This window comes from Paludibaculum fermentans, assembly GCF_015277775.1.
Classification (GTDB): Bacteria; Acidobacteriota; Terriglobia; order Bryobacterales; family Bryobacteraceae; genus Paludibaculum; species Paludibaculum fermentans.
In genome coordinates this window covers 2,209,511-2,223,847 of the sequence record NZ_CP063849.1, presented here as the reverse complement: position 1 = coordinate 2,223,847, position 14,337 = coordinate 2,209,511, and the positions used below count along the sequence as shown (strand labels likewise).

Genomic DNA, 14,337 nt, shown 5'->3' with positions numbered 1-14,337 from the left:
CGTAGGTGGGTGAGACCCGCATGTAAACACCTGGACGTTTGCTTAGCCAATTCCCAATCGTAGCCATTCTCCGAGTGCGGCAAGGATCGAGAATCCGGGGGACTCTTCTCCGGCGGCAAAGCCTCCGGCAAAGACGTAGCTTCGACCACAGTCTCGTCAGTGCTATTGAGGGAAATCACCGGCCGGCTGTACGCATCAAGTTGTATAAAATGCGTGAATGGACGCAGACAGCAGCCGGCGGACTTGGCAAGTGCTCGAACTGAGCGACGCTGATCTCTTGGAAGCGATACAGCGCATATTGACAGAGCGTGCCAGCGGCGATCCCTACGGCGAGGATGGTGCCTTCGCGGCAAATATCGCGAACCTTTCACCCGGGCTCAGGGCTATGGCCGCGACCCACTGGCTCGATATCAGTCTCGCTCTCGACAGCATCACGTGGCACTTTGGCAATTTCGGGGAACCCGGCCTGGTCGCGGCAACGGAAGCGGGGCTTAGAGAACTCGGACTGCACGAATTGGCAGGATGCTTTGCCGAAGCCAGGGACCTGATGATTCCTCTGCTGTCACACTGCACCGAGGCGGATGGCAACCCATACGACATTCTCAATCAATCGGGACTCCAGGAACGCGGGAAAGAATTGGACACCCGGGCTGAGGCAATAGCCGATCTTGCCCGGGATGAGTCCCTGATCTACGAGGCCTGGATACAGTATGCGCGCCAACATCCGGAACGCGTTTTCGACGTGTAGCCGGGCCACCAAGGGAAGGGGACGGTGGTGCGCCTATCCGCCGGCAATAACGAGTGAATAACCTGCTTCCGGATCCTCCTCCGCGCCAATGCCCCCTCGTCACCGACTTCTGCCGATGCAACGCATATGCCAAAAAGCAACGTGACGCAGCGCGATCGCGCGTCCCATCCGTAACCTGTGGTGGAGCACCTGGTGACGGGACGGCCTGCCGGCTGCATCGAGCGCACCGTCCTTTGAAACGCGCCCAGGAGAGCACGGAATCGGCCGGTTCACGGAAGCGCGTTCTCCGGGCCGCTGGTCCGGTAGTCGAGAAGAAGATCGCGGAGCACTTCCGCGCGAGGGCGTTTCCCGTCAAAGGGCAACCCGGCCATGGCGATGCCAACCAGCGGCACGCTGTGACGCAAACCTCGCGCGCCATCTTGCAGCAAGCCAGGTTGGGCAGTGTGCGGCGGAAGTCCCACCCGCTGCGCGACTTCGGCCAGAGGCTGTTAGCGTTGCTTCTTCGCTAGCGCGCCAAAGGCAGCGCGGATAACTTGGTCGGGGGCCAGTTCCGGCGTCAATAGCCGTTGAAAGACCAATCCCTCTGTAAGAGCGTGCAGTCCGCGCACCATCTGGCCGGCCGGCATCGGCAATTCTTCCGCTTTCACGACCTCCCGAAGCCATTGCTCGCCGAACTCGTAACTTCCCGCCGTGACGGAAGCCACTCTCGCTCGAAGCTCTTCGTGAGTCAGCGTGTAAGCCATCCCTGTCAGACGGCCCACTGCAGCGGCTGCGCGGTCCGTGATGGCTTCGATGGTTGCGATGATGATGAGTAACCAACTGACCGGGGTCCAGCGCGAGAACACATGGTTGCTCGGGCAGCGGCCCTTCGCCGTGGGACGTGGATTCGGTTTGGGCGTCTCGGTGGTACCGGAGAGCGATCAACCCGACTTCATGCGGCGGGGCAGCCCGGGGACGGTGAGTTGGCCTGGCGCCTTCAGAGGCTGGTGGCAGGCAGATCCCAGCGAGAAACCTGTGTATGTCTTCCTGGCGCACAATATGGTCGATCTCGCCCAAATGGGGCAGGGAATCGGTCTCGGTGTGGGCGGCCATCGAAGAGTTTCAGAGGGCGGCCATGGTCGTAGACAGTAAGACCGCCGTATAACGCGTCAGGCGTGCTGAGAGAGGCGACAGCCGGGCCCACGCCGCTTTGTAAGTAAGGGAACGAACAGACCCTATGGGTAACCCCTCTTCACGCCACAAGGCGTTTGCCACGCATTTGGCATCACGTTGCCCGCTGGCTTCACTACGGGCTCCAAACCCGGAGCGCCGCCGGCCCCGGTTCCTTTTCCGGCCACCGAGTCGTGGACCACGCCCCTTCAGCCCTCCAGCGCAGGCGTCGCCGGGAAACAATGTCACCCGGGACCTTAGCCGGCTGGGGTGGCCGCGGTCTGCTGTGGTCTTCAGCGAGGAAGACGAGGATGCCTTTGACCGGGTACGAACTCTTCGGACCTGCGATGCGCCGCTGATTCCAGCGCCCGCCAGGGAACCAGGCTTCGACACGTTTTCCGATCCGGGCACGCGGCGGATCTTCCCCAGGCAACCGGACGGCACCGCCTCACTCAGCCTGATCAGTTTTTCGCTCCGCGCGCCCCTGTGCTGGTGTCGTTCCCGGGCGATCGCCCGCCCGCTCGGGCTCCGCTGGAACGGCCGAATTCGAGCGTGCCTTGTGCCCGCCACCAGGAGCATTCCATGCCGACCCAATCCATTGATACCAGCCTTGACCTGACCTGCATCAATACCATCCGCGCCCTCACTGTCGACGCCGTCAATGCCGCTCAATCCGGCCACACAGGCACGCCCATCGCCATGGCTCCCGTGGCCTACACGCTCTGGCAGGAATTCCTTCGCTTTGATCCGGAGGACCCGGCCTGGCCGAATCGCGACCGTTTCATACTGAGCGTCGGTCACGCCTCCATGCTGCTGTACTCGCTCTTCTATCTCTGCGGGGTGAAGGCCGTGCGGCGCATGGGCGAGCGCAGCAGCCAACTCACCGTCACCCTGGACGACATCCGCAACTTCCGGCACCTGGGCAGCCACTGCTCCGGCCATCCCGAGTACGAACTCACCGCGGGCGTCGAGACGACCACGGGCGCGTTGGGCCAGGGCGTCGCCAACTCCGTGGGCATGGCGATCGCCGCCCAGTGGCTGGGCGCCCGGTTCAACCGGCCCGGTTTTCCGCTATTCGACTACCGCACTTACGCCTTGTGCGGCGATGGCTGCCTGATGGAGGGGGTCTCCGCCGAAGCGGCCTCCCTCGCCGGACACCTGAAGCTCTCCAACCTCTGCTGGATCTACGACAACAACCACGTCACGAATGAAGGCCGGACCAGTCTCGCCTTCAGCGAAGATGTCGAGCACCGCTTCCTCGCGCAGGGCTGGCGCGTGGTGCGTGTGGCCGACGCCAACAACCTCGAGCTTCTCGGCCAGGCGTTCACCACCGCCGGCCAGACGGCGGATCGCCCCACGCTCATCATCATCGATAGCCACATCGGCTGGGGCGTGCCCGGCAAACAGGACACCCGCGCCGCCCATGCCGGCCCGCTCACCCTGCGCGAGGCAAACATGGCGAAAGCGGCCTGGGGCTGGCACGATGAGCGCGAGTTCTTTGTGCCGGAAGGCGTGCGGGAACACTTCGCGCGCGACATCGGCCGGCGCGGCGCCGCACTGCGGAATGCCTGGATGGAGATGCTGGACCGCTATACTGAGCAGTACCCGGAGGCAGCCGCCGAACTCCACGCCCTGCTGCACGGCGAGCTGCCCGAGGGCTGGGACGCAACCCTCCCCACCTTCGCCGCCGATCCGGAAGGCATCGCGACCTCGGAGGCTTCTGGCATCGCCCTGAACAAGGTCGCTGAGCGCGTGCCTTGGCTACTCGGCGGCTCCGCCGATCTGGGCACCTCCATCCGCACCCGGCTGTGCTTTCCCGGAGCCGGCGACTTCGACGCCAACCATCGGGCCGGCCGCAACTTCCACTTCGGTGTGCGCGAGCACGTCATGGGCGCCATTCTGAACGGTTTGGCCCTCAGCGGTCTGCGTCCGTTCGGCTCCGGCTATCTCATCTTCAGCGACTACATGCGCGGCGCCATGCGGATGTCCAGCCTGATGGAGATCCCGGTGATCCACATCTTCGGCCACGACTCCATTGGCCTTGGCCAGGATGGCCCCACGCATCAGCCCGTCGAGCAGCTCGCCTCCCTGCGCGCCACGCCGCACCTGATGACCATCCGGCCGGCCGACGCCAACGAGGTCTCCGCGGCATGGCGAATCGTCATGGGTCAGCGCCACCAGCCCGTTGCGCTGGTCCTCTCCAAGCAGGCCATTCCCGTCATCGACCGCAAACAATATGCCCCAGCCGAGGGTCTCCTGCGCGGCGCTTACATCCTGGCGGACACGCCCGGCGGCCGTCCGGACGTCCTCCTGCTGGCCACCGGCAGCGAAGTGGCGCTATGCCTGGAGACCTTTGAAGTGCTGCGGCGCGACGGCGTGCGGGCCCGTGTCGTCAGCATGCCTTGCTGGGATCTGTTCGAGCATCAGAGCGCGCAGTATCGCGACAACGTACTGCCGCCGGCCGTCACCGCGCGCGTCTCCGTGGAGGCCGCCTCCACCTTCGGCTGGAGCCGCTATGTCGGTCTGCGCGGCTGCAGCCTGGGCATGGAGACGTTCGGAGCTTCTGGCCCCCTGAAAGAACTCCGCGGCTGGTTTGGCTTCACCGTCGAGCACATCGCCACCGAAGCCAGGAACCAGATTGCGAAAAATCCGGCCCAATGGGCCAATCTCTAGCAGCCCGCGACGGGAGTCCCGCGGCTGCGCGACTTCCGTCACGGGCTGCCAGGTCCCAAAAAGGAGAGAAATAGGAAAAAGGCACCCCTCTCCCAGATTCGCCGGACGTCGACCATTTTGGGACCAATCCGGCTGCCCAACGCGCGCGAAGTGAGCGATTTGGATCCTCCTCCCTCGCCTCTGTACGCTCTGGGTGATTGAGTTTGGGGGCGATTTCCAAATATCCTATGCATGAGTGAAAACGTGGCTGGTCGTTCTCCTGTCAATCTGTTGTGCTGTGACAGCGCAACAGGTACCGCCCGCTCCCGAGTCACGCGCCCCTCTCTTCGGGCGAGTGGTCGATGCCGAGACGCGCGAAGTAGTTCGTCGGGCGGCCGTTAAAGTCTATACATCCAAGAACCAGTGGGACGAATTCACCGACGGTGAAGGCCGGTTTCAATTCTCCGGCCTCGTGGCCGGCGACTACACATTGATCGCGCACCGGGCCGGATATACCAATCGGTTTTACAAATTGGAACGATCCGATTTCGAAGATCAGAAAGAGCTGCTGATCGAAGTCCATCGGCAAGGTGTCATCACCGGCCGGGTGGCTGATAGTCTCAGTCAGGCATTGCGGGGCGCAACGATTCAGGCGCTGATTTCACAGGCCCCGGGAGGTGGTCTCGACGTGGCCGGCACGGCGCAAACAAATGACTTGGGGGAATATCGCCTGTCCGGTCTGGACCCCGGCCTCTACCAGGTGCGAGGGACCTACCGTGAAGGGCGAAGTAGCGAGTTTGACCCGATGCCGCTGACGATCGCGTCAGCTTATTACGGAGGGGCGGAAAAGCCTGCTGAAGTTCCCGTAAAGGCCGGCTCCGCGCTATCGGGTATCAACTTTATCTTGGATCCTGCTCCTCCCGCCACTATCCGCGGTAGTCTCCGATCAGAGGGAGGGAGCGTCGCGGAACAGGCATCGCTTTGGATCATGGGGGACGCCGGCGAAGGCAGCCACGACGCCACCGCAAGGAATGGAACGTTCGCGATCCCGGACCTCGGCCCAGGCACCTACACGATATCGGCGCAAACCCTGGATCCTGATACGCCGAAGTTCGGACTCGCGACGGTGGAAGTCCGTGGGCGGGACCTGGAAAACATCGACATTGTGTTGCGCCCCATGCCAAAAATTGACGCCGAGATCCGAGTGGAGGGCTCGCAACCGCACGATCTGAAGTTCGGCTCAGTCTACTTCAACCGCAGCGGCCAGTTGTCCGCAATGCACATGGAAACAGGTCACCCAGACCAAAATGGCAGATTCTCGGTTGCATTGGCGCCAGGTGAGTACAATCTTCGATTCCATAGCTCCTTCAGCAGCTTGGACATTCGAAGTGTGACGCTGGGCGGACAACCAGTCAAAGACTGGAAGTTGCAGATCGGTGAGTCTTCGGCGGCCAGGAAGCTCATCATCATAGTCGGACCAAAGCCACAGCAATGAAGATCACTCCGATTCTTTTCGCCTGCCTCGCCACGCAACTGATATGCGCACAGAGCGAGCCCGGATTGGCTTTCCGGGTGCATGTCGTCGACAGCATCAACAAGAGCCCGGTCGGCGGCGCGAGCGTTGTGCTGGACAAAGATCGTGCTCGGCGGATCTCTGGCCGTACCGACCGCGCCGGAGTGTTCGCCGGGCGGTCACCTGCTGCCGGTGGGCATCTCCTGAACGTCGCACGCAATGGGTACCGTATGGCACGCGGTGCGATCATGGGCACCAGGATTGAACTGAACGCGGGGACCGAAACTGATGTGACTGTGGAGATGATGCCGCTAGGTGTGGTGGCCGGCCGGGTCATCGATCAGTACGGCGATCCGGTGAGTCATGCGATTGTCCGGACGGAAAAGAGGCAGAGCTTACCGGGTCAGGACCCGTTTTATGAGAGCGACGCGTTCGCGGTGACGGATGATCTGGGCCAATACCGTGTCGCGGATGTGGAGCCCGGGAAACACTATCTGGCCGTTGAGTACAGCAGCACCCACGAAGAAAGTGCAGCCGGCACTTCTTCACGCTATCGATGGCCGAAGACCGCTGGACTCGTCCTTTATCCGGATGCGACCTCCATAGAGCAGGCACAGCAGGTAGAGACCGTAGCGGGGGAAACGAAGCAGTTGAATGATATTCATCTGAAGATCCAACCTGCAATTACCATCAGCGGAAAGATCAAACCGGCGCCCGCTGGTACCGGCCCATCGTTGAGCCTCCGGCGTACGACCCAGTTGGGACTTGCTACCTCAGCCATGGTGCAGGCTGCCTCTTCAAAACCGGACGGGACATTCAAGCTGGAGGCCTTGCCTGGAGCATACGTCCTGACTGCATCGGACCCCAAGACAGGGAGAGCCTCGAAGCCCTTGACGCTCAATGTTCGCGATGAGAGTATCTCGAACATCGAACTGGAGTTGACCACCGGATTCGAAATCAGGGGACGGATTACGGTCGATGGAACCGGGAGCGCTGACCTCTCGAAGCTTCGGCTCCATTTGGGCGGGTCCCCAGTCAATGTGGATAGCAACGGGGTGTTCCAGGCAAACCTGACGGACGGCATCGGCGATTACTGGCTCCAAGGACTTCCGGAAGGCTGGTATGTGAGGGATGTATCGCTGGCAGGACGTAGATTGACGGGAAGGCGGTTTGCGGTGGAGCTGGGCGTGTCGGACTTGGCCATTGTGCTGAGTCCGCGAGGTGCCCGTGTCGAGGTCACATTCGAAACGACAACTGGCGGGCTGCCGCCCGTGATGGTCACGCTCCTGCCCGACAGCGGCGCCATTCCGGATGCCGAGTCTGCGCTCCACTCCGAGCCGAATGCAACTGGCAAAGCCGTGCTGACCTCAGTTCCGCCGGGCGTCTACCACGTGTTCGCCTTGGACGCATCCAGTTGGCCGCTGTTCATGAGGCCAGACATCCTTATGGAAAAGCACCGGGCAGGTGCGCCACAGCTAAGGGTTGCCGAAGGTGAACGGAAGACCCTCGTAGTGCCGCTTTTGAAGGTAGAGCCGGAGTAAGGTCCTGGGCCGCATGCAGGAGGGGGACAAGGAGGCTGAGGCGGGGGACAGGCTGACTCCTTTTCAACACCAACCACCTGAGAACGGAACCCAGTTGTCCGGTTCTCTTCCAACGGTGCACGGGTCTCCATCCACACGGAATCCAGCGCGGGGCGGTCTCCACTTACGACCTCGGGTGTTGTCACTCAGCCGGCCCTTCGCTGGGTCGAAGCCTTTATCGCAGTAGGGCTGTGGGACTACGGGGGAGTCGTCAAACAGCGCAGGGGGACGGGAGCCTGTCGGAATAAACCAATTGCGACGAGGAATCAACAACTTACGGATATTCTTGTCCTCGAAACGTATTTATTCTAGATTCGGAAGATTTTCATTGTGACAGACTCTCAGGATGTCCCCCTTCCCGTCGCCACCTTGGCTCGGTTCGGTGAGTGCCGCCAGAGGGCCTTGCGGGCCTCCTTGCCCGCCGGTGCCGGCCTGGGCCGGTCGGGTCAACAGTCATTGAGGCGCAGCTCAATCGGATCGGGAAGTCCGCAAGACAAAGACCTGCTGCTGGTTTCGATTTAATGAATAGTTCGTATGGATTGAGTCGGCTGGTAGCGTAAAGGCCAACAGGCCATCGGCCTGCTTTAGGATTCGATTGAAGAATCATTTCTCCATTGGATTCATTGAATTGGAGTCTGTCGACGGAATGCCGTGGAGCAGAGGTGTTGTATTGCTGTCTGCTGGCGTGATAGTTTCTGCCCATGCCTTCGCCGCACCTACGCCTCTGGACTTATGGAGCATTTCTATCGCTTCTACTCGGATTCTCTCCCCCGACGCACGCTCAATCCAGAATTCTCGGGCGTAAGGTGATCGCCGTCGTGCCCTTGGTAGGCAAGGGGACGCCTGACGACCCGCGGCGTCCGAAGTTCGTCGCGAGCCCTGCTGACAAGGTGCAGCGCGAAGTGCTGGACTACCAGTTTGTCGTGAGCGACGACGGGAAATGGGCCATTGCCGTCTTCAGCACCAGCAGGCCAACGGCCGCCGCATTGAGGCTTCTGGATGAGATCGAGTCCTCTCGTGAAGACGGGGCGGTTTCATTCGATACAGGGAAGTCCAATAAAACGGATCTGGAAACGGAGATCCGAAAGAAGAAAGCGGATTTCGATCTGGATGAGTTTCTCGGATTGTCAAAAGCGCGGGGGAAGAACCAATGAGGCGCCTCGCGTTGTTGGCCCTCCTCGCCGTGCCCGCATGGGCATATACGTACTACTATTCCGAGGTCTTTAACAATCCCAGTGGAGTCAATACTTCCTACTGGACCGTCGCCGGCTCGACCAGCACCTCGCAAGGCTGGCTGACAACCCCCTCGCCGGGTTTCGTGTTCGTGATGCTGGCCCCGGCAAGTCCAAACGAAGTCCACTCCACTCTGAAGTTGACGGCAAGCGACAGTATATATACACCGGGTGTTTACAGCCATCTGCACAGAGCATCGACTGACACTTCCCTGAACCAGTACAACCCACAGGGATCGTTCATCCAGGTTGCCCTGACCAACGTGGTGTTCAGCGGCAGCAACTGCTCGGCCACCATTGTGGTGAAGTCGTGAGATCAAGGCGTTCTCACGCAGCATGCCGCCAAATCGGTTGGCTGCCATGACGGCATGCAGATGAGGTCGGTAACAACGCAATCCGGGGTTCTGGTGTATCTGGACAATGTGTTGAAAGTGGGCCCGATCACCACGCCATTCCCGAATTATTACAACTCCGGGTTGGGGATTGACGGCATGGCCGGAACGGGCAATGGTTTCTACAGCGTCGATTTGGGTGCATTGGATGTCACAGCCCCGAATCCGGTGAGCGGCGCTTCGATTGTCGTCAGCGCACAGCCGACGTCCGTAGGGCTTTCGTGGGCTGGCGCGTCCGACTCCGGTACCGGAACGGCGCGCTACGTGCTCTATCGGAATGGTGCCTACCTGTCGGAGACCCCGAGTACCCCCCTCACTGACACGACCGTTACCCCCACCGCCACCTACACCTACACGATCTATGCCGTCGACTTCCATAACAACTGGAGCACTGGAACCAACAAGACCGTCACTGTCCCCACCAACAGCGGACCCGAATGGATGCGGCGCGGCCTCCGCCCGACGAGTTCCTATTGGGGCGGCGAAGGCGAGAATATTGGGCTGTTCAGCGGGAATGTCAATTTCGCCTTGCCTCTGATCACCGCCGTGGGTCGAAACGGCTGGAAACTGCCTCTGGGCCTCAGCTACAACTCCCAGAACTGGAAGCAGGACCAGTCAGGAACCTACAACTCCGGCCAGGACATAGGTTATGGCTACGGCTGGATCATGACGCCCGGGAAGATCAAGCCGAGCTACAGCGATTCCGTCACGGTTCACCACTACACCTACACCGACCCGAGCGGAGCGGAGTACCACCTCGATGTGAACGAAAGCGGGAAGTGGCGCACCAAGGAAGGCCCTCTGGTTCGATTTGAAGCTTCCACTCAGAAGCTCTGGTTCCCGGATGGCAGCTATTGGTGCTTCTACGGGCTCTCTGGCGGTAACGAGGCCGACGCCGGAACGATGTATCCCACGGATCTCTATGATCGCAATGGAAACCTGACGAAGATCCAGTACATGCAGGGGAGCCAGGCGCCGGCGGGTTCCACCAGCGGCCGGATTGCCACGATCGCCGACATCCGGGCCTCGCAGGACCTCGGCGCGGTTTTCCAGTTCGAATACAACACGGATGCCGTACCACACCTGATCCGCATCACGAATTTGATCGCCCCCGATCAGAAGTTCGAGTTCACTTACTCGACGGGGCAGACGCTGAAGTCGCCTTTCTCCCCGTACGGGACCTTCGGGACGACGACTTTGCTCACAACGGTGACGCACATGGGCCTCGGCCTATCGCACACGTTTGCCTACGCCACGAACAATTCCGGCGAACTGGACAACGTGACGATGCCGCGTGGCGGCCGGCTGCGCTGGAGCTACACCGACATTCTGTACGGGAATCAGCAGCGGTTCCGCGAAGTGAATAATCGCTGGCTGCGGATGTGCACGAGCTGCAGCGAATACTGGTATGAGATTACCGCGCCGGGCTCGGTCCCGACGGCAGGCCACTTGTCCCGGACCATAGTGGATCCCGGCAACAGCCGCGCGAACGACCACGTCTGGTACTTCGACAACAGCGTCTCCTCCGCATACTTCGGATTCACTACGAAGGAAGAGGAGCGGGTCCTGACCCCGTCGCAGCGGGCATTGGTCCGCTGGGAAACCACCTGGACGGTGAATTCGAACCAGAATCCGTATGCCAGCGTGGTTACCACCAAGCTCGACCCAGGCACCACCAGCGAAAAGGTGTCCAAGGTGGAATTCACTCGCGACGGCTATTTGAATGCCACGGAAGAGCGCCAGTATGACTACGAGGATCTGACCACCCCGGCCCGGCGCGCCTGGAAGGTGATGGATACCACCATGGCGAGCCAAGGGATGTATGACCGCGTCCAGAGCGTTGGGGTCACCGCCGGTTCACAGACGGTGACCACCGCCCAGTTCAAGTACGACGGCGCGGCGAGTACGGATTGCGGCAGTTCCAGCGTGGCATTGACCGACGCGCCAAACATCACCTTCCATGACTCGGCCTTCGGGACATCAAAAACCGATCGTGGGCTGCCGACCTGGGTTTCGCAGTTGGGCAAGCCCAACGTGTGCGTGAGTTACAACATTGCCGGCAACGTGATCAAATCGCGCGAGCCTTCGACTTCGAAAGAGGTGGCGGTCACACTCAATGAGACAACGAAGTACACCGTTCCGTCTATGACGACTCCGAACGGCAATTCCAATCTGGCGACCTCCTACCAGTGGAACCAGATGCTCGGGTTGACACAGACTACGGGCGCCAATGGGGCGACTTCGTCCTTTACGTACGATTCGATCCAGCGGCCGGCCACTACCACGAATGCCCACGGCGGGGTGAGCACCTACAGCTATTGGACGAACTCCACGGCTGTGGCCACGGATGCCGGATCTCAGGGGACGGATTTCGACGGTTTCGGCCGAACAGTTCAATCGCGAGTCGGTTCCCCGAGTGCAACTTTGTCGATTACGGATACGCAGTACGCGCCCTGCGCCTGCTCGCCGACCGGCAAGCTGAAGCGGGTATCCCGGCCCTACGCCGTGGGCGGGACGCCAAAGTACACTGAATACACGTATGACGGCCGTGGTCGGACGGTGACGGTGGCACTCCCGGATAGTGCGGGGCAGACCACTTACCTGTACGAAGGGAATACAGTACTAGTAACGTCGCCGGTTCGGGACTCAACGCGGCCGATTTGGAAAAAATACATAATGGACGCCTTTGGCAATCTGGTGCACGTGATCGAACCGAACCCCGCATACACTGTGGGCGGAAGCGAGCCACAGGAAGTCATCACGGACTACACCTATAATCTCTTCAATCAACTGCGGACCGTGACGATGAGGCGGGGCACGACGACGCAGACCCGCACCTTCAATTACAACTCTCTCTTCCAGTTGACAAGCGTGGTTCAGCCTGAGTCCGGCACAACCTCCTACACTTACTGGACGGATGGACAGATCCGCACCAAGACCGATGCGAAGGGCAATGTAACCACTTACGTGCGGGATGGCTACGGACGGTTGGGCGCCATCTATCGCAAACCCTCAGGGGCGCCGGTGGATGACCCTACCCAAACGACAACGTACGGCTACGATACGGGCGTGAATGCCCAAGGCCGACTGAGCAGCGTGGCTGTGGGAGCGGCCACCGAGACCTATGAGTACACAGCGGGCGGTCTGGTAAGCAAGAAGAGTGTCACATTCCCGAATAACGATACTCCTCTGCAGGCACTTTATACGTATGACACTCTCGGCCGGATGATCTCTTTGAAGTACCCGGATGTCTACAACAGCAGTGGCGCCGTGGCCGAGGTGGGGCGGACTCTGGGTTATCAGTACTTCGATCCAATGGGCCCGCAGAAGCTGACGGATTCCACCTACACATCGCCTGGTTGGCGGGTGACGGCACAAAGGAATGCCGCTGGCCAATTGACCCAAATGGTGGTCTGCCAGCCCAATGGGACTTCTGAGACGGAGACATTCTCCTACAACTCCTTGGGGCAGTTGACGCAAAGCTCAGGCCGAGGTTCGAACATCGAGTATCGCTACTCGACAACAGGCAACGACGGCCGGATTACGTCGAGAAAAGACAACATTAGCGGAGAGGAGGTTTCATACACCTACGATCAACTCGGAAGACTGATAGAGGCAGTAACCACCGGGCCGGAGTGGGGCCTGACGTGGGCTTACGATGGCTTCGGCAATCGGCTGAGGCAGGAAGTGACGAAAGGCGGGCGCGCCGCGGTGTTCAGCGTAGATCCGGCCACCAACCGGTTGAGCGGGGGCGGAGTAACGTATGATGCAAATGGTAGCATCGAGTCCTTTGGGACCGGTGCCGGTACAGGCGCATACGATGTGGACAATCGCATGGTGTCGATGTCGCTGGATGCAAGCAATGTGGAGAGGTATGCCTACTCAGCGGCGAATCAACGGATCCAGGTGACACGAGCGAATGGGACGGTTGAGACCTTTTTCTATGGCTTGGCAGGGGAACTGCTCGGTGTGTACCAACGAGGGACCAAGGCCAACGGGCACAAATACTTCTCGTCAGCGTCAATTCGAGTGTGGTTCTCAGGCCGGCTGATCAGCAGTGGGGCGAACTCAGTGGTGACGGACCGGCTCGGCAGTGTCGTCAAGGATGGGAGTGAGGCGCTGAGGTACTACCCCTATGGGGATCAGAATCCGGGGAGCACGACGGAGGATCGCGAGAAGTTCGCGACGTATACGCGGGATGGTTTTAGTGGGTTGGATTATGCTCAGAATCGGTACTATTCGTCGCAGTGGGGGAGGTTTACGAGTGCGGATCCGTATGGTGGGAGCGCAAGACCAAGGGCCCCACAGAGTTGGAACCGGTATTCGTACACCGACAGCGACCCGATCAATCGCAATGATTCGAGTGGACTGTGTTGGTGGTGCAGATTTAGTGCGCCCGACGACTTTGGCATTCAAGGGTGGTTGGATTCACAGTCAGAAGTAGGAGGCGGCGACCTCGATTGGTGGGTGCCTGCCACTGGCCCTGGACTTGAACAGCCGGAGCCGGGTGCAGCACCAGCGCTGCCTCCACTCATCTTGTCAGGGCAAGAATCCGCGGATGTGACGACCGCTAAGATGCGAGGGTGGTTGACGACCGAACTCGACACCCTTTCTGCCGGATGCAAGAACGCACTCTCAAATTACATGGGGACCCTTCGCTCAAACATCCAGAACTTAAAATTCTACGACGCCACTCTCGCTGAAGGCTTCCTGTTGTTGAATCAAGTGGATCCACGACTAAGCGGAAGCCAGAGTATTCGAGGGTTGGCCGCCAGTATGATAGCAAACAATCCCAATTCGAGCGTTACGGCCTTCGTACTAACCGTGACAGATGCTGCGGGCACTAAAATGACAAACAACATCATTCTCACCGCCGCATTCTCTCAGATTTCCGAAGTTGGAGGCGATCCCCATCTGGTCCTGCTGCATGAAGCGCTACATTCTATTTTGAATAAAGACGATAATGAGTTGGCGAAAGATCTAGGGATTAGTATATCTTCCGGTCAGACCTCTAGTTCAGCGATCACTCAGTGGCTTGGCGCGAATTGTCCAAAACCATAGAAGGCTCATA

Annotated in this window: 8 protein-coding genes; 7 read left to right on the top strand and 1 reads right to left on the bottom strand. The window is 60.1% G+C overall.

The window, feature by feature from the left end:
* Positions 1-217: 217 nt before the first annotated feature.
* The gene (locus IRI77_RS08840) at positions 218-748 is read left to right on the top strand and encodes a hypothetical protein (protein WP_194451704.1); all 531 of its coding nucleotides are present in this window, start codon (positions 218-220) and stop codon (positions 746-748) included.
* A gap of 488 nt (positions 749-1,236) precedes the next feature.
* On the opposite strand, the gene IRI77_RS08835 is transcribed toward IRI77_RS08840, so the two are convergent.
* On the bottom strand, positions 1,237-1,593 hold the full coding sequence (locus tag IRI77_RS08835; RefSeq protein WP_194451703.1) for a hypothetical protein: 357 nt from the start codon (positions 1,591-1,593) through the stop codon (positions 1,237-1,239).
* Positions 1,594-2,479: 886 nt separating this feature from the next.
* Here IRI77_RS08835 and tkt point away from each other — a divergent pair.
* From tkt to IRI77_RS08805, 6 genes are all read left to right on the top strand, one after another.
* Positions 2,480-4,570 carry a transketolase gene (tkt, locus tag IRI77_RS08830; protein ID WP_194451702.1) on the top strand — a complete coding sequence of 697 codons (2,091 nt, stop codon included), beginning with the start codon at positions 2,480-2,482 and terminating at the stop codon, positions 4,568-4,570.
* A 334-nt stretch (positions 4,571-4,904) separates the two neighbouring features.
* Positions 4,905-6,044, top strand: a complete 1,140-nt coding sequence (locus tag IRI77_RS08825; RefSeq protein ID WP_194451701.1) for an MSCRAMM family protein — start codon at positions 4,905-4,907, stop codon at positions 6,042-6,044.
* On the top strand, positions 6,041-7,603 hold the full coding sequence (locus tag IRI77_RS08820; protein WP_194451700.1) for a carboxypeptidase regulatory-like domain-containing protein: 1,563 nt from the start codon (positions 6,041-6,043) through the stop codon (positions 7,601-7,603). The genes IRI77_RS08825 and IRI77_RS08820 overlap by 4 nt, the downstream gene beginning before the upstream one ends.
* An 845-nt stretch (positions 7,604-8,448) precedes the next feature.
* Complete coding sequence (locus tag IRI77_RS08815; protein ID WP_194451699.1) at positions 8,449-8,796, top strand: hypothetical protein; 348 nt, start codon at positions 8,449-8,451, stop codon at positions 8,794-8,796.
* Entirely contained in the window at positions 8,793-9,188 is a 396-nt protein-coding gene (locus IRI77_RS08810) for a hypothetical protein (RefSeq protein ID WP_194448977.1), read from the top strand. The genes IRI77_RS08815 and IRI77_RS08810 overlap by 4 nt, the downstream gene beginning before the upstream one ends.
* A gap of 60 nt (positions 9,189-9,248) precedes the next feature.
* Positions 9,249-14,327: an RHS repeat domain-containing protein gene (locus IRI77_RS08805; RefSeq protein WP_194451698.1), complete on the top strand. Its 5,079-nt coding sequence runs from the start codon at positions 9,249-9,251 to the stop codon at positions 14,325-14,327.
* Positions 14,328-14,337 lie beyond the last annotated feature (10 nt).

What these genes read in the sequence shown, in the direction of transcription:
- IRI77_RS08810 (WP_194448977.1), top strand. Translation starts at nt 8,793, where the DNA reads ATGAGGCGCCTCGCGTTGTTGGCCCTCCTCGCCGTGCCCGCATGGGCA.
- tkt (WP_194451702.1), top strand. Translation starts at nt 2,480, where the DNA reads ATGCCGACCCAATCCATTGATACCAGCCTTGACCTGACCTGCATCAAT.
- IRI77_RS08840 (WP_194451704.1), top strand. Translation starts at nt 218, where the DNA reads ATGGACGCAGACAGCAGCCGGCGGACTTGGCAAGTGCTCGAACTGAGC.
- IRI77_RS08820 (WP_194451700.1), top strand. Translation starts at nt 6,041, where the DNA reads ATGAAGATCACTCCGATTCTTTTCGCCTGCCTCGCCACGCAACTGATA.
- IRI77_RS08805 (WP_194451698.1), top strand. Translation starts at nt 9,249, where the DNA reads ATGAGGTCGGTAACAACGCAATCCGGGGTTCTGGTGTATCTGGACAAT.